Raw genomic sequence first — 22,396 nt, 5'->3', positions numbered from 1 at the left:
GGCGCTTTGCCTTGCGCTGGATCGATTAACGACAGCGTCCCGACGCATGCGTGCCGGGACCGAACGAGAAGAAGATTGGACGCCATGCAGGTCACAGAAACCCTCTCGGAAGGTTTGAAGCACGAGTTCAAGATCAGCGTTCCCGCGTCTGATCTCGACGCCAAGGCCGGCGCCAAGCTCACCGACCTCAAGGACAAGGTCCGCATCAACGGCTTCCGTCCCGGCAAGGTGCCGGTGACGCACCTGAAGAAGGTCTATGGCCGCTCGGTGATGGCCGAGACCATCGACCAGACCATCCGCGACACCAACACGCAGCTGTTCTCCGAGCGCGGCTTCCGCCTTGCGACCGAGCCGAAGATCACGATGCCGACCGAGCAGGCCGAGGTCGAGGAGCTGCTGAGCGGCAAGACCGATCTGACCTACACGGTCGCGATCGAGGTGGTGCCCGCCATCGCGCTCGCCGATTTCAAGACCTTCCAGGTCGAGAAGCCCGTCGCTGACGTCTCCGACGCCGATGTCGACGAGGCGATCAAGCGCATCGCCGACACCAATCGCGGCTATGCCGCGAAGGCCGACGGCGCCAAGGCGGAGTCGGGCGATCGCGTGACCATCAACTTCAAGGGCACCATCAACGGCGAAGCCTTCGAGGGCGGCACCGGTGAGGGCATCCAAGTCGTGATCGGTTCCAACACCTTCATTCCGGGTTTCGAGGAGCAGCTCATCGGCATCGGCGCGGGCGAGACCCGCACGCTGAAGGTGACGTTCCCGAAGAACTACATGAGCGAGAAGCTCGCCGGCCAGCCGGCCGAGTTCGAGACCACCGCGACCACGATCGAGGCGCCGCAGGACGTTGCGATCGACGACGAGTTCGCCAAGACCCTCGGCCTCGAATCGCTGGACAAGCTGAAGGAAGCCGCGCGCGAGCGCCTGGCCGCCGAGTTCGCGGGTGCGACGCGCCAGCGCGTCAAGCGCGCGCTGCTCGACCGTCTCGACGAGGCGCATCGCTTCGAAGCTCCCCCGTCGCTCGTCGACGAGGAGTTCAACCTGATGTGGAACTCGGTCAAGGCCGAGATGGACTCCGCCGGCAAGACCTTCGCCGACGAGGACACCACTGAGGAGAAGGCGAAGGAAGAGTACCGCAAGATCGCCGACCGCCGCGTGCGGCTCGGCCTCGTGCTCTCCGAGATTGGCGAGAAGAACAAGATCACCGTGACTGACGACGAGGTGGGTCGTGCCGTGATCGAGCGCGCCCGCCAGATGCCCGGCCGCGAGAAGGAAGTCTGGGACTTCTATCGTAACAACGCCCAGGCGCTGGCCCAGCTTCGCGCCCCGATCTACGAGGACAAGGTCGTCGATTTCATCCTCGAGCTCGCCAACGTCACCGAGAAGAAGGTCTCGCGCGAGGAGCTCTACAAGGACGACGAGGAAAAGACTGCAGCCTGAAGGCTTTGATACAGTCTTCCATTAAGGATGATCAGCGGAAGCGCCCAGCTAGCCAGATGGCCGGCTGGGCCTTTTTGCGAGAATCAGCTTCAAGTGCCGCAAGGGGCCGAATGGATTAAGGCTTAATTCGCTCCGCACTTGTCTGGCGCGAATTGCGCTATATCTGTCGATACCTACGCGTTCTACCTCTACCAACTTCCTGCATCACGGGGCGTCCATCGGCCTTCCGGCACATCCAGTCTGACTGGCAGCCAAGACTGCGGCCAAGACTGGCGATGTCCGCCTCTAAAACCCTAGGTGACTCATGCGCGATCCGGTTGAAACCTACATGAACCTCGTGCCCATGGTGGTCGAGCAGACCAACCGTGGCGAGCGCGCCTACGACATTTTCTCGCGCCTGCTGAAAGAGCGCATCATCTTCGTGACCGGCCCGGTCGAGGACGGCATGTCGACGTTGATCGTCGCGCAGCTCCTGTTCCTCGAGGCGGAAAATCCGAAGAAGGAAATCTCGATGTACATCAACTCGCCGGGCGGCGTGGTGACGTCGGGCCTTGCGATCTACGACACCATGCAGTTCATCCGCCCGCCGGTCTCCACGCTCTGCACCGGCCAGGCCGCCTCGATGGGCTCGCTGCTGCTCGCCGCCGGCGAGAAGGACATGCGCTTCTCGCTGCCGAACGCGCGCATCATGGTTCACCAGCCCTCCGGCGGGTTCCAGGGTCAGGCCACTGACATCATGCTGCACGCCCAGGAAATCCTGAACCTGAAGAAGCGGCTCAACGAGATCTACGTGAAGCACACCGGCCAGACCTACAAGACGATCGAGGACGCGCTGGAACGCGACAAGTTCCTGACCGCCAACGACGCCAAGGAGTTCGGCCTGGTCGACAAGGTCATCGACAAGCGCGCCGAAGAGCCGGCGCCGGCGAAGGCCCCGTAGCACTACTGGCCCCGCTACGGAGATCCCTCGGAATATCTTGGGGATCTCCGGGGACCATCAGGGCGCGTTCACGTTAGGTGCGCGGGCGCGCATCGCAAAACGGTATTTTGCGCCCCGCGACAGGCAGAAAGTTCCGCTTTCGTGCTTGTTTTTCGTGGCAATCCAGCAACGCCGGGGTGATTTCCATCACTTCGCCCGTGCCAAGACCGGAAATCACGGTATTGTCACGGGTAGCCGGCGACCCCCGATTAGCGAATTCTTGATAGTCGGGTGACAGCATGGTTGGCTACGATTGATCGGCTATGATCGCGGGAGAATCGAGTGACCGTGATTCGCACGGGATGTAACGCGTAGGGTCTTTTTTGGTACGGAATTTGCTCTACTTAAGCTTCATGCCGATCGATGTGTCGGGATGGGGCGATCGAGCGGACGGGATCGAACCGCGGACGGAGACATGAATGAGTAAGGTCGGCACGAGCGACTCCAAGAACACGCTATATTGCTCGTTCTGCGGCAAGAGCCAGCACGAAGTCCGCAAACTGATCGCGGGTCCCACGGTCTTCATTTGCGACGAGTGCGTCGAGCTCTGCATGGACATCATCCGCGAGGAGAACAAGTCCTCGCTGGTCAAGTCGCGCGACGGCATTCCGACGCCGAAGGAGATCTGCAAGGTGCTGGACGATTACGTGATCGGCCAGAGCCATGCCAAGAAGGTCCTGTCGGTCGCGGTGCACAACCACTACAAGCGCCTCAACCACCAGACCAAGCACAACGACGTCGAGCTCGCGAAGTCGAACATCCTGCTGATCGGTCCGACCGGTTCGGGCAAGACGCTGCTCGCGCAGACGCTCGCCCGCATCCTGGACGTGCCGTTCACGATGGCGGACGCGACCACGCTGACCGAAGCCGGCTATGTCGGCGAGGACGTCGAGAACATCATCCTGAAGCTGCTCCAGGCCGCCGACTACAATGTCGAGCGCGCCCAGCGCGGCATCGTCTACATCGACGAAATCGACAAGATCAGTCGCAAGTCCGACAATCCCTCGATCACGCGCGATGTGTCGGGTGAGGGCGTGCAGCAGGCGCTGCTGAAGATCATGGAGGGCACGGTGGCTTCGGTCCCGCCGCAGGGCGGCCGCAAGCATCCGCAGCAGGAGTTCCTGCAGGTGGATACCACCAACATCCTGTTCATCTGCGGCGGTGCGTTCGCCGGTCTCGAGAAGATCATCTCGGCGCGCGGGCGGTCCACCTCGATCGGTTTCGCGGCCCAGGTGATGGCACCGGAAGACCGCCGCACCGGCGAGATCTTCCGCCACGTCGAACCTGAGGACCTCCTGAAGTACGGTCTCATTCCTGAATTCGTCGGCCGTCTGCCGGTCGTGGCGACGCTCGAGGACCTCGACGAGACCTCGCTGAAGAAGATCCTCACCGAGCCGAAGAACGCGCTGGTGAAACAGTACCAGCGGCTGTTCGAGATGGAGAACATCGAGCTGACCTTCGCCGACGAGGCGCTTGGCGCGGTTGCCCGCAAGGCGATCGAGCGCAAGACTGGCGCGCGTGGTCTGCGTTCGATCCTTGAGGCGATCCTGCTCGAGACCATGTTCGATCTGCCGGGCCTGGAAGGTGTGGAAGAGGTCGTGATTTCCCGCGAAGTCGTGGAAGGCACGGCGCGTCCGCTCTACATCTACGCCGATCGGACCGATCGCGCCGTCGAGAACGCCAGCGCCTGATTCCCCGGCGCTGGAACGCTTCAATCGTCTCATCAGTTTCGGGCTGCGGAAAGTATCTCCGCAGCCGGTGTTGCGTCGCTTATTCGCGTGCGTAAGCGCCTGATGGCGCGCGTCTTTCAATGACTTGACACCCCCCCGGTCGATAGCCACCTAATGTCGCAGGGCGAAGCTCGAATCCTGTTCGAGATTCGCCTCAGTTCAGATCCGGCAAGCTCGGTCCAACCTTCGAACGGTAGACTGGATTTTTGGATCACCTCGGCACCTTGTGGCGGTTGCGCATGAAGACGGCGGACTGCGTGCGAGGGGGCAAAGCAAAAGGAAAAGGCCATGACTAATCCAAAACCCCGGCCAACCATCGTCCATGGCGAGACGCACGCTTATCCCGTGCTGCCACTGCGCGACATCGTCGTCTTCCCGCACATGATCGTTCCGCTCTTCGTCGGTCGCGAGAAGTCGATCCGCGCGCTCGAAGAGGTGATGAAGAACGACGCGCTGATCATGCTCGCGACGCAGAAGAACGCGTCCGACGATGATCCGGCGCCCGATGCCATTTACGAGACCGGTACGCTTGCCAGCGTGCTGCAGCTCTTGAAGCTCCCTGACGGCACCGTGAAGGTGCTGGTCGAAGGGCTCGAGCGTGCGCGCGTCGCAAAATACACCGATCGCGCCGACTATTATGAAGCCACCGCCGTTGCGCTCGCCGATACCGATGCGAAGTCGGTCGAGGCGGAAGCGCTGGCGCGTTCGGTCGTGTCCGACTTCGAGAGCTATGTGAAGCTCAACAAGAAGATCTCGGCCGAGGTCGTCGGCGTCGTGCAGGCGATCACCGATTTCGCCAAGCTCGCCGACACCGTTGCCTCGCATCTTGCCGTCAAGATCGCCGATCGCCAGGGCATCCTGGAGACGCTGTCCGTCACCACGCGCCTGGAAAAGGTGCTGGGCCTGATGGAGAGCGAGATCTCGGTGCTGCAGGTCGAGAAGCGGATCCGTTCTCGCGTCAAGCGCCAGATGGAGAAGACCCAGCGCGAGTACTATCTCAACGAGCAGATGAAGGCGATCCAGAAGGAGCTCGGCGACGACGACGGTCGCGACGAGCTCGCCGATCTCGAGGAGAAGATCGCCAAGACCAAGCTCTCCAAGGAAGCGCGCGAGAAGGCGCAGCATGAATTGAAGAAGCTGCGCCAGATGTCGCCGATGTCCGCGGAAGCGACCGTCGTGCGCAACTATCTGGACTGGCTGCTGTCGATTCCGTGGAACAAGAAGTCCAAGGTGAAGAAGGATCTGGAAGCGGCCCAGGCCGTCCTGGATTCCGACCACTACGGGCTGGAGAAGGTCAAGGAACGTATCGTCGAGTATCTCGCGGTGCAGTCGCGCGCCAACAAGCTGACCGGGCCGATCCTGTGCCTCGTCGGGCCTCCCGGCGTCGGCAAGACCTCGCTCGGCAAGTCGATCGCGAAGGCGACCGGCCGCGAGTTCGTGCGCGTCTCGCTCGGCGGCGTGCGTGACGAGGCCGAGATCCGCGGTCACCGCCGCACCTATATCGGCTCGATGCCCGGCAAGATCATCCAGTCGATGCGGAAGGCGAAGTCGTCCAATCCGCTGTTCCTGCTGGACGAGATCGACAAGATGGGCGCCGACTTCCGCGGCGATCCGTCCTCGGCGCTGCTCGAGGTCCTTGACCCCGAGCAGAACGGGACCTTCAACGACCACTATCTCGAGGTCGACTACGATCTGTCCAACGTGATGTTCATCACCACCGCGAATACGCTGAATATTCCGGGACCGCTGATGGACCGCATGGAGATCATCCGGATCGCGGGCTACACCGAGAACGAGAAGGTCGAGATCTCGCGCAAGCATCTGATCCCGAACGCGGTGTCCAAGCACGGCCTGGACTCCAAGGAGTTCTCGATCGACGACGACGCGCTGCTGCTCTTGATCCGCCGCTACACCCGCGAAGCGGGCGTGCGTAATCTGGAGCGTGAGCTCTCCACACTCGCCCGCAAGGCGGTGAAGGAGCTGATGATCTCCAAGAAGAAGTCGGTCAAGGTCACCGAGAAGACTCTGGAAGAGCTGCTCGGCGTGCCGAAGTACCGCTTCGGCGAGATCGAGAGCGAGGCCCAGGTCGGCATCGTCACCGGCCTTGCCTGGACCGATGTCGGCGGCGAGCTGCTGACGATCGAAGGCGTCATGATGCCCGGCAAGGGCAAGATGACGGTCACGGGCAATCTGCGTGACGTGATGAAGGAATCGATCTCGGCGGCGGCGTCCTACGTCCGCTCGCGCGCGATCACCTACGGCATCGAGCCGCCGCTGTTCGACCGGCGCGACATCCACGTGCACGTGCCCGAGGGCGCGACGCCGAAGGACGGCCCGTCGGCGGGCGTCGCGATGGCCACCGCGATCATCTCGGTCATGACCGGCATCCCGGTCCGCCACGATGTCGCGATGACCGGCGAGATCACGCTGCGCGGCCGCGTGCTGCCGATCGGCGGCCTCAAGGAGAAGCTGCTGGCTGCGGCCCGTGGCGGCATCAAGACGGTGCTGATCCCCGAGGACAACGCCAAGGATCTCACGGAGATTTCCGATGCGATCAAGGGCGGCATGGAGATCATCCCGGTCTCCCGTCTCGACGACGTCATCGCCAAGGCGCTGGTGAAGAAGCCGGTGCCGATCGTCTGGGAAGAGGATACCAAGGTGACGGTGAAGCCCGACGGCGACGAAGCCGCCGGCGGCCTGACCGCTCACTGAGCTTCAGCGAAACATGATAAAACGGCGCCTTCGGGCGCCGTTTTTGTTTGGGGGAGGGACGATGCAGGTCGACGGTCACTGCCATTGCGGCAAGATCAGCTTTGAGGCCGAGATCGACCCCGAGGCGGTGTCGGTGTGCCATTGCACCGACTGCCAGACCCTGACCGGCTCGCCGTTCCGTGTGACGGCCGTCTGTTCGGCGGCGGATGTCCGGCTCACCGCCGGCACGCCAAAAGTCTACGGCAAGCGCGGCGACAACGGCCGGATGCGCTTCCAGCACTTCTGTGGCGAGTGCGGTTCCCCGCTGTTCACCAGCGGCGAGGGCGACCAGGCCGATGATTGGGGCATCCGCTGGGGCGCGATCCGCCAGCGCGACGCCCTCCGCCCGGTCAGGCAGATCTGGTGCCGCTCGGCCGCAGTGTGGATCGACGCGGTGCCGCTGCTGCCGGGAAAGCCGGAGGATTGACCGTTCCGGACTTGCCCGTACGGGGCGGGTAGGGATAAAGAGGCGGCGAGGGGCGGTTAGCTCAGCTGGTTAGAGCATCTCGTTTACACCGAGAGGGTCCGCGGTTCGAATCCGTGACCGCCCACCAGCCTTCGCTCGCTTCGCGAGCTTCGGTTTGGCGAGCCAGCCTCACCCGTCATGGCGCGAAGCGAACGAAGGCTGCCGCGCCGAAGCCCATAGGCGAAGGCGGGCGATATCGAGCGAGAGGCCCCGATGCAACAGCCCAGCGGACACCAGCAGAACGCCGACCAGATCGCCTACTGGAACGGGCCGAGTGGCCAGCGCTGGGCCGATCGCCATGCGGCGCAGGAGAAGTTGCTCGGACCCATCGCCGACGTCCTGATCGAGCGTGCGAGGCCGAAACCGGGCGAGCGCGTGCTCGATGTCGGTTGCGGCTCGGGGGCGACGACGTTTGCGTTCGCAAAGGCGGTCGCGCCCGATGGCTTCGCGCTCGGCCTCGACGTCTCCGAGCCGATGCTGTCGCAGGCGCGCGCGTTTGCGCCAAAGGGTCTCCCGCTGGATTTCGTGCTGGCGGATGCGACCGTCTATCCGTTCGAGCCGGCGAGCTTCGATCTGCTCGCCTCGCGCTTCGGCGTGATGTTCTTCGCCGATCCGATCGCGTCCTTCAGCAATCTTCGTCGCGCGCTGAAGCCGTCCGGGCGGCTCGCCTTCGCCTGCTGGCGCGAGCCGAAGGAGAACCCGTGGATGATGGCGCCGCTGATGGCGGTCTACAAGCACGTGCCGAAGATGCCGCCGGTCGGGCCGGAAGAGCCGGGCCCGTTCGCCTTCGCCTCGGAAGAGCGCGTGACGCACATCCTGAAAGGTGCGGGCTTCGCGGATGTCGCGATGGAGCCGCATAGCCTTCCGATGGACATCGCAATCGGCGGCGGGCTCGATGCCGCCGTCGACGGCGCGCTCCAGATCGGTCCCGCCAGCCGTGCGCTCCAGGGCCATCCGCCGGAGACCTATGCGGCCGCAAAAGCCTCGATCCGCGAGATGCTCACACCGTTCCTGCAGGGGCAGAGTGTGGCGCTGCAAGGGGCGATCTGGATCGTGACGGCGAAGGTGGGGTAGGGCCTCCGCTCCCACCACGCCGTCATTGCGAGGAGCACTTGCGACGAAGCAACCCAGAGTCTTCCCGCGGAGGCAGTCTGGATTGCTTCGCTGCGCTCGCAATGACGTGGATAGGCCAGTCGCCCCCTCAGACCACGTCATCCGGCGCCAGCGCGCAGCCGTTATCCGGATGCGTTTCGATCTGGAGCGTGGTGTGGCCGATGCGGAAGCTCGTCTTCAGCATCTGCGCGGTCTCCATCAGGAACGCATCGCCGCTCCCTGCGGGCATCACGAGATGACATGTCAGCGCCATCTCGGTGGTCGAGATCGGCCAGACATGAAGATCGTGGATCCCTGACACACCGGGCCGCTCCAGCAGCAATAGCTTGATCGCGGCGAGGTCGGTGCCCTTGGGCGCTGCCGCCATCGACATGTCGATCGAGCTGCGGAGCAGGCTGGTCGTGCTCCAGAGGATGGTGAGGCAGATGACGAGGCTGGTGACGGGATCGAGCCAGAGCCAGCCGGTCCAGATGATCAGCGCTGCGGAGATGACTACGCCGAGCGAGACCGCAGCATCGGCCGCCATGTGCAGATAGGCGCCTTCGATGTTGATGTCGTCCTTGCGTCCGCTGGCGAACAGCAGCGCGGTAAAGCCGTTGATGAGGATGCCGATGCCGGCGACGACCATCACGGTGACGCCCGCAACCGGCTCCGGCTCGCGCAGGCGCAAAATCGCCTCCCAGCCGATCGCGCCGGTCGCAACCAGCAGGAACACCGCATTCGCCAGCGCGGCGAGGATGGTGGAGGCGCGAAAGCCATAGGTGAAGCGGCCGCTCGGCGCGCGCCGCGCTGCGATCGAGGCGCCCCAGGCGACGACGAGGCCGAGCACGTCGGACAGATTGTGCCCGGCGTCGGCGAAGAGGGCGGTGGAGTTGCCGAGATAGCCATAGATAGCCTCGGCCACGACCAGCGTGGTGTTGAGCATGATGCCGATCGCGAACGCCTTGCCGAAATTGGCGGGCGCGTGGACATGCCCGGCATGGCCGTGGTCATGGCTATGGTCATGGCCGTGACCATGATCGTGCTGGTGGCCGGCATGGTCGTGGTGGTGATGACCGTGGTGGTCGTGGCTGCCCAAACCTAGCGCTCCCCGGCTTCAGCCAAATCAGGCGCCATTGTAGGCGTTTCGGCTGCCCCGTCACGCCGGAACAGCACGTAGAGCGCCGGCAGCACCAGCAGCGTCAGCACCGTCGAGGAGATGATGCCGCCGATCACCACGGTCGCCAGCGGCCGCTGCACCTCGGCGCCGGCGCCGGTCGCAAGCGCCATCGGCACGAAGCCGAGCGAGGCGACGAGGGCCGTCATCAGCACCGGGCGCAGCCGGGTCAGCGCGCCCTCGCGTACCGCCTCCGCGATGGGGCGCCCCTCGCTGCGCAGCCGCTCGATGAAGGCGATGATGACGAGGCCGTTGAGCACGGCGACGCCCGACAGCGCGATGAAGCCGACCCCGGCACTGATCGACAGCGGGATGCCGCGCAGCAGCAGCGCCGCGACGCCGCCGGTCAGCGCCAGCGGCACGCCGGAGAACACCAGCGCCGCATCCGCCGCCGATCCCATGCCCATGAACAGCAGCAGGAACACCAGCAGCAGTGCGACGGGCACGACGATGGTCAGCCGCTTGGTCGCGGAGACCAGCTGCTCGAATTGTCCGCCCCAGCCGATCCAGTAGCCCGGCGGCAGTCTGATCTTCTCGGCCACCGCCTCCTGCACCTCGGCGACGAAGGAGTGCAAATCGCGCCCGCGGACGTTGGCCATCACCACGACGCGGCGCTTGCCGTTCTCGCGGCTGATCTGGTTCGGGCCCGGAGCGATCTCGATCGCCGCGACGGAGGAGAGGGGGATGTAGCGCAGCCCCGAATTTCCGCCCGGCCATGCGGTCCTGGTGAGGGCCGCGACGTCCTCGCCCGGCGGCAGCGGAATCGGCAGCGACTTGATGGCCTCGGGATCGGCGCGCAGGCTTTCAGGCAGGCGCACCACGATGTCGAAGCGGCGGTCGCCCTCGAACAGCTTTCCGGCCGGCTTGCCGCCGATCGCGATCTCGACGAGATTTTGCACCTCGCTGAGGCTGAGGCCGTAGCGCGACAGCGCCTGGCGGTCGAGCCTGACGGTGAGGATCGGCAGGCCCGCGACCTGCTCGGTCTTGACGTCGGCCGCGCCCGCGATGCTGCGCATGACGCCGTTGACCTGCTGGGCAACATTGGCGAGCATGTCGAGATCGTCCCCAAAGATCTTGACGCCGACGTCGCTGCGGATGCCGGCGATGAGCTCGTTGAAGCGCATCTGGATCGGCTGGGTCATGCCATAGGCAGTGCCGGGCAGGGTGTTGGCGGCGCGCTCGATCTCCGTGATCACCTCGTTCTTCGGCTTTTTGGGATCGGGCCATTCCTCACGCGGTCTCAAGGTGACATAGGTGTCGGCGGCGTTGGGGGGCATCGGATCGTTGGCGATCTCGGCGGTGCCGACCTTGGAGAAGATGGTTGCGACCTCCGGCACGTGCCTCACCGCATTCTCCAGCCGCAGCTGCATGTCGACGCTCTGGGTCAGGCTGGTGCCGGGAATCCGGATGGTCTCGATGGTGATGTCGCCTTCATCTAAGCTCGGGATGAATTCGCCGCCCATGCGCGTCGCGGCGAAGATGCTGCCCGCGACGATCAGAACGGCACCGAACGCGACGCTGCCGCGGTAAAGGATGGCGCGCTCGAGCAGCGGCCCGTAGAGGCGCTTGGCCGCCCGCATGAACACGTTCTCCGTCTCCGAGACCTTGCCGGTGACGAGGATCGCGACCGCGGCTGGAACGAAGGTGACCGACAGCATCGCTGCGCCCGCGAGCGCCATCAGCACGGTCAGCGCCATCGGTGTGAACATCTTGCCCTCGGTCCCTGTCAGGGTGAGGATCGGCAGGTAGACCACCGCGATGATCAGCGTGCCGAACAGGCTCGGCTTGATGACCTCGCTGCTACCTGCGCGGATCGTCTCCATCCGCTCCGCCAGCGTCAGCAACCGGCCGCGGCGGTGCTGCCCGGCGGCGAGCAGCCGCAGGCAGTTCTCGACGATGATGACCGCGCCGTCGACGATGATGCCGAAATCGATCGCGCCGAGGCTCATCAGATTGGCGCTGACCTTGCTCTCGACCATGCCTGTGATGGTGAACAGCATGGACAGCGGGATGACGCAGGCGGTGATCAGCGCGGCGCGGATGTTGCCGAGGATCAGGAACAGCACCGCGATCACCAGTGCCGCGCCCTCGATCAGGTTTTTCTCGACCGTCTGGATGGTCGCTTCCACCAGATGGGTGCGGTCATAGACCGCGCGCGCGATCACCCCGTCGGGCAGCGACTTTGCGATCTCCGTGAGTCTCGCCTTGACGCGCTGGGCCACGGTGCGGCTGTTCTCGCCGATCAGCAGCATGGCGGTGCCGAGCACCGTCTCCGTGCCGTTGGTCGAGGCCGCGCCGCTGCGCAGATCCCGGCCTTCCTCGACTTCGGCGACGTCACGGATGCGCACCGGGACGCCGCCGCGCGAGCCGATCACGATGTTCCTGATGTCCTCGATATTGGCGACCTGGCCCGGCGCCCGGACCAGATATTGCTCGCCGTTGCGCTCGATATAGCCGGCGCCGACATTGGCATTGTTGGCGGCGAGCGCCGTCATGATGTCGCGGAAGCCGAGCTTGTAGGCCATCAGCCGGCCGGGGATCGGCAGCACGTGGAACTGCCGCTCATAGCCGCCGATCGAGTTGACCTCGACCACGCCGGAAATGGTGCGCAGCTGCGGCTTGATGATCCAGTCCTGGATGGTGCGCAGCTCGGTCGGCGTGAACTCGGCGCCCTCGGCCGATTTCGCACCGGGCCTGGCCTCGACCGAATAGACATAGATCTCGCCGAGCCCGGTCGAGATCGGCCCCATCGCGACCTCCGTGCCGGCCGGCAACTGGTCCTTCGCCTGCTGGATCCGTTCATTGACGAGCTGGCGGGCGAAATAGATGTCAGTGCCGTCCTGGAACACGACGGTCACCTGGCTCAGCCCATAGCGCGAGATCGAGCGTGTATAATCGAGCCTGGGCAGGCCGCCCATCGCGGTCTCGAGCGGGAAGGTGATGCGCTGCTCGGCTTCGAGCGGCGACAGGCCAGGCGCGCGCGTGTTGATCTGCACCTGCACGTTGGTGACGTCAGGGACGGCGTCGATCGGCAGACGGGTGAAGTTCCAGGCACTGAGGGCGCCGGCGGCGAGCGCGAGCAGGACGACGAGCCAGCGCTGGCGAACGGAGAAGGCGAGGAGCGCGTCAATCATGATCGGCCTCTCCCTTGCCCATCTCCGCCTTCACAACAAAGCTGTTCTCGGCGACGTAGCGTTCGCCGGCAGTAAGACCGGCGCGGATCTCGACGAATTTCGGATCGGAATCGCCAAGCTCGACCGGGCGCGCCTCGATCTTGTCGCCGTCCTCACGCACGAACACGATGGTCCTGTTCTCCAGCGTCTGGATCGCGCTTTTGCGCACGGCAACCGCGACATTGCGCGCGGCGAGGATCAGCCGTGCCGTGACGAACAGGCCGGGCCTCAGGCGCCCATCGGGATTGGGCAGCACGACACGCGCCAGCGCGGTCTGCGTCTCGCTCGAACCGACCGGCGCCATGTAGGTGATCGCGCCCTTGATCTCGCCGCGGCCGTCGTCGGGATCGATCAGCACCTCGTCATTGAGGCGGACGCGCTTGAGGTCCTGCCGGTAGATCGAGAGATCGACCCAAATGGATGAGAGGTCGGCGACGACGAAGGCCGGCTTCTGCTCGGAGGCGTATTCGCCGAGCGAGATCTGCCGCTCGATGATGGTGCCCGCGATTGGCGCCTTCAGCTCGTAGATCGTGAGGCTCTGGTTGCTTTCGATCGTGGCGAGCAGATCGTCCTTGGCGACCTTGTCGCCAATGCGCCTCTGGATCGATTTGGCGACGCCCGGAAAGCGCGGCGTCACCTGCACCACGGCTTCCTGGTTGGCGCGCAAGATGCCGTTGAAGGACAGCGTGTCGGTCAGCGTGGCGCTTGCGGCTTCCGCCAGAACCACGCCGGCGGCCGCGAGCTTGACGTCGGAGATGCGGATGCGGTCGGCGCCGTGCTCGTCCTGCTCGACATGGTCGTTCGGCTTCTTCGGCTCCGAATGTTCGGCGTGCTCGGTGGGCGCGACCTTGGCCGGCGCGAGCAGGGAATAGCCGTAGGCGCCGAGGGCGGCGGCCATGACGGCTATGAGCAGGGTGGAGGACGTCTTCATCGCGCGCTCTCCCGGGCCAGCGCAAAGGGATTGCCGACGAGGCCTTCGATGGTGGCGACGCCGGCATGGAAATTCTGCAGCGCCTCCTGCTCGCGCAGCCGCGCCTGCGTCACGCTGGCCTGGGCGTCGAGCACCTCGAGCAGGGTGAAGCGGCCTTGGCCGTAGCCTTGCGAGATCGCCTCCGAGGCCTCGGTCGCCTTGGGGATGGCTGTCTCGCGCAGCACGGCGAGCTCGCGCAGCGAGCCCTGGAGCGAGTCATAGGCGCGGCCGGCGACCACGATCAGCGTGTTCCGGTTGGCCTCGCGCTCGGCGCGGGTCTTGGCGAGGCTCTCCTGCGCCGAGAGGATGTTGCCCTGGTTCTGGTCGAACACGGGGATCGGCACCGAGACGGAGAGGCGCACGGCGTCGTCATTGGTCTCGTTGAAATGGCGCCAGCCGGCGGCGATCCGCACGTCGGGATAAGGCCGCAGGCGCGCCATCAGGAGCTCGGCATTGCGCTGGGCATAGACCGCGGTCCAGCGCACCAGCTGCGGATTGGCATCGATGGCGGCGACCACGGACTGGAACGTCGGCGGCTTCACCATGGAGTCGAGCCGGCCGGAGACCTCGCCGAATTTCGCGTTGGGATCGCCCATCAGCACGGCAAGCTCGCGCCGTGCGCTCGCCAGCGTCGCCTTGAAGCGCTCGCGGTCGGCCTTCACCAGCGCAGAGGCAACCTCTGCGCGGCCGGTCTCCGCCGGCGAGGAGGCGCCGGCTTCGACGCGGCGGCGGAGCAGCGGGGTCAACTGGTCGATCGCAGCGATCTGCTCGTCGAGGATCTGGATGCGCCGCTGCGCGCCGAGCACGCCGAGAAACGCGATCGCGGTCTCCGACAGCACCTCCAGCCTGATCGCCTTGCGCTGGATCGCTGCGACCTCGATGCCGGCCGCGCCCGCGGCGATCCGCGCCTCGCGTTTGCCGAACAGCTCGAACGCCTGGCTGATCTGGAGCGTGGTCTCGGCCGATTTCGTGCCGCGATAATTGCCGGAGCCGAAAGAATTGTCCTGCTCATAGGACAGTTCCGGATTGAGCAGGGCGCCGGCCTGGATGCGCTGGCCGGTGGCGATGCCAACGTCGCGTTCCGCCGCCGTCAGGCGCGGGCTCGCCGCCAGCGCGCGCGAGAGCGCGGCGCGCATGGTCAGCGTCTGGGCGTGGGCGTGCTGCGTCGGCGAGAAGCCAATGAAAATTGCCATCGCGCACGCAAGGCGCGCGGCAGTCCGTCTGCAAGACATGGAGGTGACCTGTGAACAATAGCATCGTGGGCGCGCGAAGCGCCCGGCTGATCAGTTCAGGTCAGGTGTTTGGGGGGAGGCGAGTCGGTGTCGAGCGCAATGCCGATCAGCGCAGGCTCACGCTGCGCGATCGGTGCGGCAACGATGTCGGCTGAGGCTTCGGCCAACAGGGGCTGAGCGACGGCGACCGAGAAACAGCCGTGGCAGTGATGGCCGCCGAGTGCCTTGTGATCGCCATGGCCGGCGGAACCTTCGTCGAGGATCGAGGCGATCTCCGAGCCACCGGAGGGGCTGGTGACGTCGATGTCGTGCGCACCGTGCAGCATGCCGGACAGCAGGTACATCGTTGCGACCAGCACGGCCACCAGCCCACGCCAGTTGCGCGAGAAGCAAAAGCGACAGGGGGGGCGGAACGAGGTCACTGGGGGCACTCGGGATTCTGATCGGCCTGCGGTAGCACGGCCGCCGGAACAGTGTCGACCCGCAATAATGTTACGTCCTCGGAACAAATGCCGCACCGCCGGCACTGCGAGCGCTTCTCACTGCCGGGTAATCATGCGGCTTTGAGGGGCGAGCCCGTCGGGTGTCGAACGGGCCGGTTCCGAAACTGGCCAGATATTGCCGGGCTCCACGGTGATCGCGGCGCGACAGCCCGCTTCCATCGCCCGCTCCAGCCATTTGATGGCTTCGTCGATCCACTGATCGTGGTGCTCGGGATCGGCGATGGCCTTTTCCCGGAATGCGTCCGCTTGCTGCAAGCAGGCCGTTCTGCGATCCACGCGACTCTCCTGATCCGGAGTGTCTGCCCCGCTCGCATCCTCGACGATTTCGACGCCGACGTCGTTAACAAAGGACAGGAGACGCGGGGCAAAACCGGAGAGGCCCCAGCCGGGGCTGACCGGCTGAGGCCTCTGTGCTCACAATCTTCATCATCCTTGGGACTTGAGCAGACAATTCGCATCGAGCCCGTTCGTTCCGCGCCCGATGCAGAAATTAGGAACATTCCTCCCTCCGCCTGATTAGCGACCCGGAGCATTCGAGGAGGACGGACTATGGACGGACTGATTTATCTCATCGGCTTAATCGTCGTCATCATGGCGATCCTGTCGTTCTTCGGCCTGCGCTGAGAGAGCGACCATGGAAACGCGTGTAAGGGACGACATGATGGAGGGGGGCGTGGCGGCTGCCGGCCCCCGGACCATCCAGTGGAGCTCGGTGTTCGCAGGCGCTCTCGCCGCCGGCGCAATGTCCTTTATCCTGATCGGTTTTGGCGTTGCAGTGGGCCTGGGCGTTAGTTCGGCTTCGCCGACTTGGCGTGATGCATCCGCTGCGCTGGCGCTGCTGTCGGGACTCTATCTGATCATCCAGGCCATCATCAGCTTCGGCTTCGGCGGCTACATCTCCGGCCGGACGACGCGCCCGGCGCCTGCGCTCGCAACGATCGAAGACGATGGCGAGCGGCGGGATGGTCTGCATGGGCTGACCTCCTGGGCTCTGGCCGTGCTGGCCGGTGCGGCTTTGCTCGCACTGCTCGGGGCTGCTGCGATCGACCGATCGCCGATGCGCAGCGGCGCGAGCAACACGTCCGCGGCCGAGCCTGTGTTGAGCTATGAGCTCGACAAGCTGTTCCGCGCGCCGCGTCGTCCGCCCAATACGGATATGAGGGAAGCTCGCGCCGAAGCCGGGCGCATCCTGATGACGTCGTCCAGCCACAGCGGCGTCAGCTCGGATGACCGGAGCTACCTTGTGCAACAAGTCGCCGCTCTCACGGGACTGGCGGCCCCTGACTCCGAACGGCGGGTCGATGCGCTGATCGCGGATTCCAAGACCGCCATCAACCGGGCACGGCGCAACTCGATCATCGTGGCGTTCTCGGTGGCGGTCGCGACCCTGATCGGTGCCGCGGTGGCGTGGGCTGCTGCTGTTGCCGGCGGACGGCATCGCGATGGCGAACCGTTGCCGAATTGGATGGCCAGCGCGAACCGCTTCCATCGCACGCCACGCGCGATGCCGGTGCCGTGACGACCCTGCGAGCGCGGATGGTGTCGTTCACTCCTCGCCTGCGCGCTCGAAACTGGTGCAGAGCAACTCGGTTTCGTGCGCCGCGATCGGCGCACGGTGAAGCCGGCAGCGGAATTCGGCCTCCGTCAGCACCTTGATTGAACCGGACCTGATTGAACCCAACTTGGTCGAGCCTGGCTTGACTGAACCCGTGGATGCAGCACCCTTGTTCAGGAAAAAGCAGCCTCGGCAAACACCGGCATTGACTTGGCGGTAGGGCGATTCGAGGCGGCTCAGGACTGAGTTCAGCGCATTCCGCAACTGGATGCGATCCTCTTCAATGAGCGTCGCGACCGCGTGTACCGCGCCGTTGATCGGATCGTGTTGCAACAGCAGCCGCTCACCTTGTGTTGTGACGCAAAGCAGCACAGCGCGTTTGTCGCGCGGCGACGGCTTGCGGGCGAGGTACCCTTTATCTTCGAGAGTCTTGATGACCTGGGTCGCGGTGGCCGGCGTCGTGCCGAGATACCTGGCCAAGGCGGTCGGGCTTCGCGAAAACTTATTGGCGCGCGCCAGAAACCGCAGGGCGCTCCATTCCCGTTCCCGCAATCCGCGCAGATTGTCGGGCGTCTGCAAGGCGCTGGCGGCTTGCGCGAGCAGCTCGACGGTTTCGCGGATTGGCATGATCTCGCTCGATTGCGTGCCGGCGGACGTGTTGCAAAAGCCATATGCAGTCGCTGCGGCCCGGCCGGATTTATGATTTGCATCGTCAGTTCTTTGACCCAGATCAATGTCTGGCTGTGCCTGTCGCTCGTGGAATGTGAGGGTGATCGAGGCACGCAGAATCGATCCCGGCGTCCGACCTGCGATATAGGCCCGGCTCGGAATGCCCATTTGTGAAAGCGTGCCACGGATTTGGTTTTTGGGGACAACGGGCGTTGCCACAGCCATGCACCACACGAACCGGCTCAGTTCCCTACCCAGTGCCACCGGCGGAATCGCGCGACTGGCATGCGAGCGGGTCCGCGGCGCCGGCAAAGACTTGGCAGGTCTGGTGTCGCGCGCCGGGCTGACGCTCGATCTTATCGACGAGCCATCGCGTCGTCTCGACGTTGTAGCGCAGATCAAGCTCCTCGATCTAGCTGCGGAGGTGTTGCGCGACGAGCATCTCGGCTTTCACTTGGCGCGGGACTTCGATCTTCGAGAGATCGGGCTGCTGTACTACGTCATGGCGTCGTCAGAGACTCTAGCCGCGGCGCTTCGTAATGCCGCGCGCTACAGCACTCTGAACAACGAAGGCGTTCGGCTCGCCGTCGATCTTGAGCGCGGCGTCGCCATCACGCTCGACTATGTCAATGTCGCTCGTCACTCCGATCGTCATCAGGCCGAGTTCTGGCTCGGCACGCTGGTCCGTGTCTGCCGCCGGGTGACGAACAGCCGGATGGCCCCACAACAGATCAGGGTAAGGCATTATCGCTCCGCACTACCCGCGCGAATCCTGACCTTCCTCGGCTGCGAAATCCAGTTCGGCGCAAATGCAGACGAGATCGTCTTCGCAGCGTCGGCCGCGTCGCTGCGGTCCGTCGATGCCGACCTCTATCTGAACAAGCTCTTGCTGGACTATGCCAACGAGGCGTTGGGTAATCGCAATCCGCCGCGATCGAACTTTCGCTCCCGCGTGGAGGATGCGATCGTCCAGGCGTTGCCGCACGGACGGGCCAATGTAGAACTGATCGCCGGCCGCCTCGGCATGAGTCGCCGTACGCTCGCACGTGCATTGGCGGAGGAAGACATAACTTTCTCGGAATTGCTCGACGACACGCGCGCGGCGCTGGCCAAACGATACCTCAGCGAGCAGCAGCTACCGATCTCGCAGATCGCCTGGCTGCTCGGTTATCGCGAGGCCAGCTCCTTCACTAACGCCTTCGGTCGATGGACCGGCTCCACGCCGCGAAAGTTTCGCGCCGCCTAGGGAGAGTCGCCAAAGCCAAATTAATGCTTCAATCGCAGGCCCCACTGCTGGCCTCAACTTGCGAGGCGCAATTCGATCGCGTCGCCTCTTACCGATGCCTCGGTCTGAGCGAATGTCACGAGCCTCGGGCGAACGCGACGTCGCACGCGCCCGACACGAAAGGTCCCAGCCTGAGCTGCCGACGCTACGCCTTCTCCTCCCAGATCATCGCAAGGTGCACGATGGTCTGCACGGCCTTTTCCATGTCCTGACGGCTGACCCATTCGAGGCGCGAATGAAACGCGTGCTCGCCCGCAAAGATGTTGGGGCAGGGCAGACCCATGAAGGACAGGCGCGAGCCATCGGTGCCGCCGCGGATCGCGGTGCGCATCGGGCGCAGGCCGGCGCGGCGGATCGCCTCGATGGCGTATTCGAGCACGTGCGGGTGACGGTCGATCACCTGCTTCATGTTGCGGTACTGTTCGCGCACCTCGAACTTGTAGGTCGAGCGCGGATAGTCCTTCATCACGTCCTTGACGATGCCTTCGAGCAGATCCTCTTTCTCCTTCAGCCCTTCCTCGGTGAAGTCGCGCACGATGAAGGACAGCGTGGCCTGCTCCAGCGCGCCCTCGATGCTGATCGGATGCAAAAAGCCCTGCTTGCCTGACGTCGTCTCGGGCGAGCAGCCTTCCTTCGGCAGGCGCTCGACGATGGCGGCCGCGATCTTGATCGCATGCTCCATCTTGCCCTTGGCATAGCCGGGATGGGCGCTGACGCCGTTGATGGTGATGGTGGCGCCGTCAGCCGAGAAGGTCTCGTCCTCGACGCTTCCCGCGCTCTCGCCGTCCATGGTGTAGCCGAAATCAGCGCCCAGCTTCTTGATGTCGACATTGTCGACGCCGCGGCCGATCTCCTCGTCCGGCGTGAACAGGATCTTGATGGTGCCGTGCTTCACGTCGGGATTGTTGATGAAGAACTGAGCGGCATCCATGATCTCGGCGACGCCGGCCTTGTTGTCGGCGCCGAGCAGCGTGGTGCCGTCGGTGGTGATGATGTCGTTGCCGATCTGGTTCTTCAGCGCGGGATGCTCGTTGAAGCGGATCACCTGGCTGGTATCGCCCGGAAGCGTGATGTCGCCGCCGCGATAGTTTTTCACGACTTGCGGCTTGACGTCCTTGCCGGTGACGTCGGGCGAGGTGTCCATGTGCGAGCAGAAGCAGATCACCGGCACCTTCTTGGTCGTATTGGCCGGGATCGTTCCGTAGACATAGCCGTAATCGTCGAGATGGGCGTCACTGATGCCCATGGCCTTCAGCTCGGCGGCAAGCACGCGGCCGAGGTCTTTCTGCTTCTCGGTCGAGGGCGAGCTGGGGGAGGCTGGATCGGACTGGGTATCGATGGTGACGTAGCGCAGGAAGCGCTCGGTCACGGTGTGGGAGAAATTGAGGGAGGTCATTTCTGGTCAAACCGCCGGGTCTTTGGGGGATGCAGGCGGTATATCAGAAAAGCGGGCCTTGATGCGGCCGAACAGGCTTAACGAAACGTAAGCCGCTCAGATCGCTTCCTTGAGCTCCTTGACCGGGCGGAACGCCACCTTCTTGCTCGCCTTGATGTGGATGGCCTCGCCGGTTGAGGGATTGCGGCCGGTGCGGGCTGCGCGCTTACGGACCTGGAGGATGCCGAGGCCCACGATGCGGACGCGGTCGCCCTTCTTCAGGTGCTTAGTGATCAGGTCGACCATGTCGGTCAGCACGGCCTCGGCGTGCTTCTTGGAGAGATCTTGGCTCTCTGCGATGTCGGCGGCCAAGTGCTTGAGCGTGATGGTGGCGGGCGCGGCGGCTTTCTTGGCCGAGTCCTTCTTGCCCGAATCCTTCTTCGCCAAGTCCTTCTTAGCCATGTCTGGCCTCCTCAATAACAGAGAGGCCCCGGGAAAGCCGGAAATGCGTGGGGATCCCTCTAAGTTCCCGAAGGGGTAGACGATTCGGGACGGGACTGACTATGCCACGAGTTCCCGCCGAACGCGGCAAAGCGTCCAGGCAGCCGCGAAAAGCATTGAGACGTCGGGGCTAAGTCTTTGGAGGGGTTGCCAAAATGGCGCGAGAGACGGGGCTCGAACCCGCGACCTCCGGCGTGACAGGCCGGCGCTCTAACCAACTGAGCTACTCCCGCGTGGTTCGCTCAAAGCGCGCGGAACGAGGGGGGACTTAAAGGTGGGGCTGGGTGAAGTCAAGGACGTTGCAGTCCTGATGATCGAACACCCACAGCGGGGCGCTGGCCGCTCCGCGGCGTCGCCCGAAGACGGTGTCGATGCTGATCGACCGACCCGCGCCGCGAGAGAGATGGCATCGATGGTCCTGAGCGTCCAAGCCCGCAGCCAACGCATTTGAACAAGGCGCGCGGCTAGCTTTGCCACCGTGCGTACACGACCATCTCTGGTTTAGAGAGCCGGCCATACCAGTAGACAGTGTGGCAAAATTGTGTCGATATATGCTCATTTCAGCATTCACGTATTTTGCGGAGGGTATTTATGGCCGACGCGCAAACCAATTCCGACGGTCAGTCGAACGTCGAGGCCTTCATAGAGGGCATCGGAGCCAAGGCGAAAAGGATCGCTGAGACGAGGGTTTCGGAGACCCTGGCCGCCGCCAGCGAAGCCAGGGCATCGCTGGCCGATTTCGGCTCATCGCTGGTCGATCATCATTTCGGGGATGCAACCGACGATCAGGTCCTGACATCCGCGACGAAGGCGATCGAAGGCGTCACGAATACGGTGGTGACCGGACTGGGCGGCCAGGATCTGGCGCATGCCGTCACCGGGCTGGAGGACAGCGGCAGGGATCTGGGCGGCAAGCTGATCGACTATCATTTTGGCGCGGCCACGAGCGATCAGGTGCTCGACGCTGCCGGAAAGGTCGGCGCAGACGTTTCGAACGCGATTGTCACGGGGTTGGCAGGCAAGGACACAGCCGAGGCCATCGCAGGCGCTCGGGACAGCGGATCCGATTTGATCAAAACGGGCATCGACTATCATTTCGGCGATGCCACGGGTGACCAGGTCCTCAATGCGGTTGGCAGGATCGGTGGTGCCGTCTCGAACGCCATCGTGACGGGGTTGGGGAGCAAGGACCTTGCCTCCGCCGTGACCGAAGCCCGCGACCGTGTCTCCGACCTGGCCAAGACCGCCATCGACTATCAGTTCGGCGACGCGACCGGCGACCAGGTTCTGGATGCAGCCGGCAAGGCAGGCGGTGATATCTCGAATGCGATCGTGACCGGGCTGGCCGGCAAGGATGTCGCTGCCGCGGTGACCAAGGCGCGAGACGGCACGTCCGATCTGGTCGGGACGGGCATCGACTATCATTTCGGCGAGGCGACCGGCGACCAGGTTCTGGACGCAGCCGGCAAGGCCAGCGGCGATGTTTCGAATGCGA

The 22,396-nt window shown here is 64.4% G+C and carries 19 protein-coding genes and 2 tRNA genes; 10 read left to right on the top strand and 11 right to left on the bottom strand.

The annotated features are described in order from the left end of the window. Nucleotides 1-84 precede the first annotated feature (84 nt). Nucleotides 85-1,443, top strand: a complete 1,359-nt coding sequence (gene tig / locus HYH08_RS05600; RefSeq protein WP_220008741.1) for a trigger factor — start codon at nt 85-87, stop codon at nt 1,441-1,443. A gap of 304 nt (nt 1,444-1,747) precedes the next feature. Next, nucleotides 1,748-2,383: an ATP-dependent Clp protease proteolytic subunit gene (locus HYH08_RS05595; protein ID WP_211411570.1), complete on the top strand. Its 636-nt coding sequence runs from the start codon at nt 1,748-1,750 to the stop codon at nt 2,381-2,383. A gap of 73 nt (nt 2,384-2,456) precedes the next feature. Here HYH08_RS05595 and HYH08_RS05590 read toward each other — a convergent pair whose 3' ends face one another. After that, nucleotides 2,457-2,663 carry a hypothetical protein gene (locus HYH08_RS05590; protein ID WP_220008740.1) on the bottom strand — a complete coding sequence of 69 codons (207 nt, stop codon included), beginning with the start codon at nt 2,661-2,663 and terminating at the stop codon, nt 2,457-2,459. A gap of 178 nt (nt 2,664-2,841) precedes the next feature. Here HYH08_RS05590 and clpX point away from each other — a divergent pair, with 178 nt between their 5' ends. From clpX to HYH08_RS05565, 5 genes are all read left to right on the top strand, one after another. Continuing rightward, nucleotides 2,842-4,113, top strand: a complete 1,272-nt coding sequence (clpX, locus tag HYH08_RS05585) for an ATP-dependent Clp protease ATP-binding subunit ClpX (protein WP_018642420.1) — start codon at nt 2,842-2,844, stop codon at nt 4,111-4,113. A gap of 327 nt (nt 4,114-4,440) precedes the next feature. Next, a complete protein-coding gene (lon, locus tag HYH08_RS05580; protein WP_220008739.1) occupies nt 4,441-6,864 on the top strand; it encodes an endopeptidase La in 2,424 nt (807 codons plus the stop codon). A gap of 61 nt (nt 6,865-6,925) precedes the next feature. After that, on the top strand, nt 6,926-7,330 hold the full coding sequence (locus HYH08_RS05575) for a GFA family protein (protein WP_220008738.1): 405 nt from the start codon (nt 6,926-6,928) through the stop codon (nt 7,328-7,330). A 50-nt stretch (nt 7,331-7,380) separates the two neighbouring features. After that, nucleotides 7,381-7,457, top strand: a tRNA-Val gene (locus tag HYH08_RS05570). A 125-nt stretch (nt 7,458-7,582) separates the two neighbouring features. After that, nucleotides 7,583-8,443: a class I SAM-dependent methyltransferase gene (locus tag HYH08_RS05565; RefSeq protein ID WP_220008737.1), complete on the top strand. Its 861-nt coding sequence runs from the start codon at nt 7,583-7,585 to the stop codon at nt 8,441-8,443. Between the two features lie 127 nt (nt 8,444-8,570). On the opposite strand, the gene HYH08_RS05560 is transcribed toward HYH08_RS05565, so the two are convergent. From HYH08_RS05560 to HYH08_RS05535, 6 genes are all read right to left on the bottom strand, one after another. Next, on the bottom strand, nt 8,571-9,560 hold the full coding sequence (locus tag HYH08_RS05560; protein ID WP_220008736.1) for a cation diffusion facilitator family transporter: 990 nt from the start codon (nt 9,558-9,560) through the stop codon (nt 8,571-8,573). A gap of 2 nt (nt 9,561-9,562) precedes the next feature. Then, the gene (locus HYH08_RS05555) at nt 9,563-12,772 is read right to left on the bottom strand and encodes an efflux RND transporter permease subunit (protein WP_220008735.1); all 3,210 of its coding nucleotides are present in this window, start codon (nt 12,770-12,772) and stop codon (nt 9,563-9,565) included. Next, nucleotides 12,765-13,742, bottom strand: a complete 978-nt coding sequence (ihpB, locus tag HYH08_RS05550; protein WP_220008734.1) for a divalent metal ion exporter adaptor subunit IhpB — start codon at nt 13,740-13,742, stop codon at nt 12,765-12,767. The genes HYH08_RS05555 and ihpB overlap by 8 nt, the downstream gene beginning before the upstream one ends. After that, nucleotides 13,739-15,013 (bottom strand): divalent metal ion exporter subunit IhpA, encoded by a 1,275-nt coding sequence (gene ihpA / locus HYH08_RS05545; RefSeq protein ID WP_220008733.1) that lies wholly within the window; start codon nt 15,011-15,013, stop codon nt 13,739-13,741. The genes ihpB and ihpA overlap by 4 nt, the downstream gene beginning before the upstream one ends. Nucleotides 15,014-15,069: 56 nt before the next feature. Next, complete coding sequence (locus HYH08_RS05540) at nt 15,070-15,378, bottom strand: hypothetical protein (RefSeq protein WP_220008732.1); 309 nt, start codon at nt 15,376-15,378, stop codon at nt 15,070-15,072. 174 nt (nt 15,379-15,552) lie between these two features. Beyond that, nucleotides 15,553-15,792, bottom strand: coding sequence for a hypothetical protein (locus HYH08_RS05535; RefSeq protein WP_220008957.1), 240 nt, complete (start codon nt 15,790-15,792; stop codon nt 15,553-15,555). Nucleotides 15,793-16,150: 358 nt separating this feature from the next. Here HYH08_RS05535 and HYH08_RS05530 point away from each other — a divergent pair, with 358 nt between their 5' ends. After that, nucleotides 16,151-17,035, top strand: coding sequence for a hypothetical protein (locus HYH08_RS05530; RefSeq protein ID WP_220008731.1), 885 nt, complete (start codon nt 16,151-16,153; stop codon nt 17,033-17,035). A 27-nt stretch (nt 17,036-17,062) separates the two neighbouring features. Here the strand turns inward: HYH08_RS05530 and HYH08_RS05525 are convergent, their stop codons facing one another. Further along, nucleotides 17,063-17,698 carry a MarR family winged helix-turn-helix transcriptional regulator gene (locus HYH08_RS05525; protein WP_502787395.1) on the bottom strand — a complete coding sequence of 212 codons (636 nt, stop codon included), beginning with the start codon at nt 17,696-17,698 and terminating at the stop codon, nt 17,063-17,065. A gap of 265 nt (nt 17,699-17,963) precedes the next feature. Here HYH08_RS05525 and HYH08_RS05520 point away from each other — a divergent pair, with 265 nt between their 5' ends. After that, nucleotides 17,964-18,986 carry an AraC family transcriptional regulator gene (locus tag HYH08_RS05520; protein ID WP_220008729.1) on the top strand — a complete coding sequence of 341 codons (1,023 nt, stop codon included), beginning with the start codon at nt 17,964-17,966 and terminating at the stop codon, nt 18,984-18,986. Between the two features lie 184 nt (nt 18,987-19,170). Here HYH08_RS05520 and pepT read toward each other — a convergent pair whose 3' ends face one another. The 3 genes from pepT to HYH08_RS05505 all read right to left on the bottom strand — a co-directional run bounded on the left by pepT (nt 19,171) and on the right by HYH08_RS05505 (nt 21,134). Continuing rightward, a complete protein-coding gene (gene pepT, locus HYH08_RS05515) occupies nt 19,171-20,421 on the bottom strand; it encodes a peptidase T (RefSeq protein ID WP_220008728.1) in 1,251 nt (416 codons plus the stop codon). A 96-nt stretch (nt 20,422-20,517) separates the two neighbouring features. Next, on the bottom strand, nt 20,518-20,862 hold the full coding sequence (locus HYH08_RS05510) for an HU family DNA-binding protein (RefSeq protein WP_220008727.1): 345 nt from the start codon (nt 20,860-20,862) through the stop codon (nt 20,518-20,520). A 195-nt stretch (nt 20,863-21,057) separates the two neighbouring features. Beyond that, nucleotides 21,058-21,134: transfer RNA gene (locus HYH08_RS05505), tRNA-Asp, on the bottom strand. A gap of 358 nt (nt 21,135-21,492) precedes the next feature. Between HYH08_RS05505 and HYH08_RS05500 the strand changes: the two genes are divergently transcribed. Continuing rightward, on the top strand, nt 21,493-22,396 hold a 904-nt coding region (locus HYH08_RS05500; protein WP_220008726.1), incomplete at its 3' end, for a hypothetical protein.

The sequence above is a fragment of the Bradyrhizobium sp. BR 10289 genome (assembly GCF_019455385.1).
GTDB lineage: Bacteria > Pseudomonadota > Alphaproteobacteria > Rhizobiales > Xanthobacteraceae > Bradyrhizobium.
Note: the sequence above shows the minus strand (reverse complement) of the source record. Positions and strands in the feature narration are given on the sequence as shown.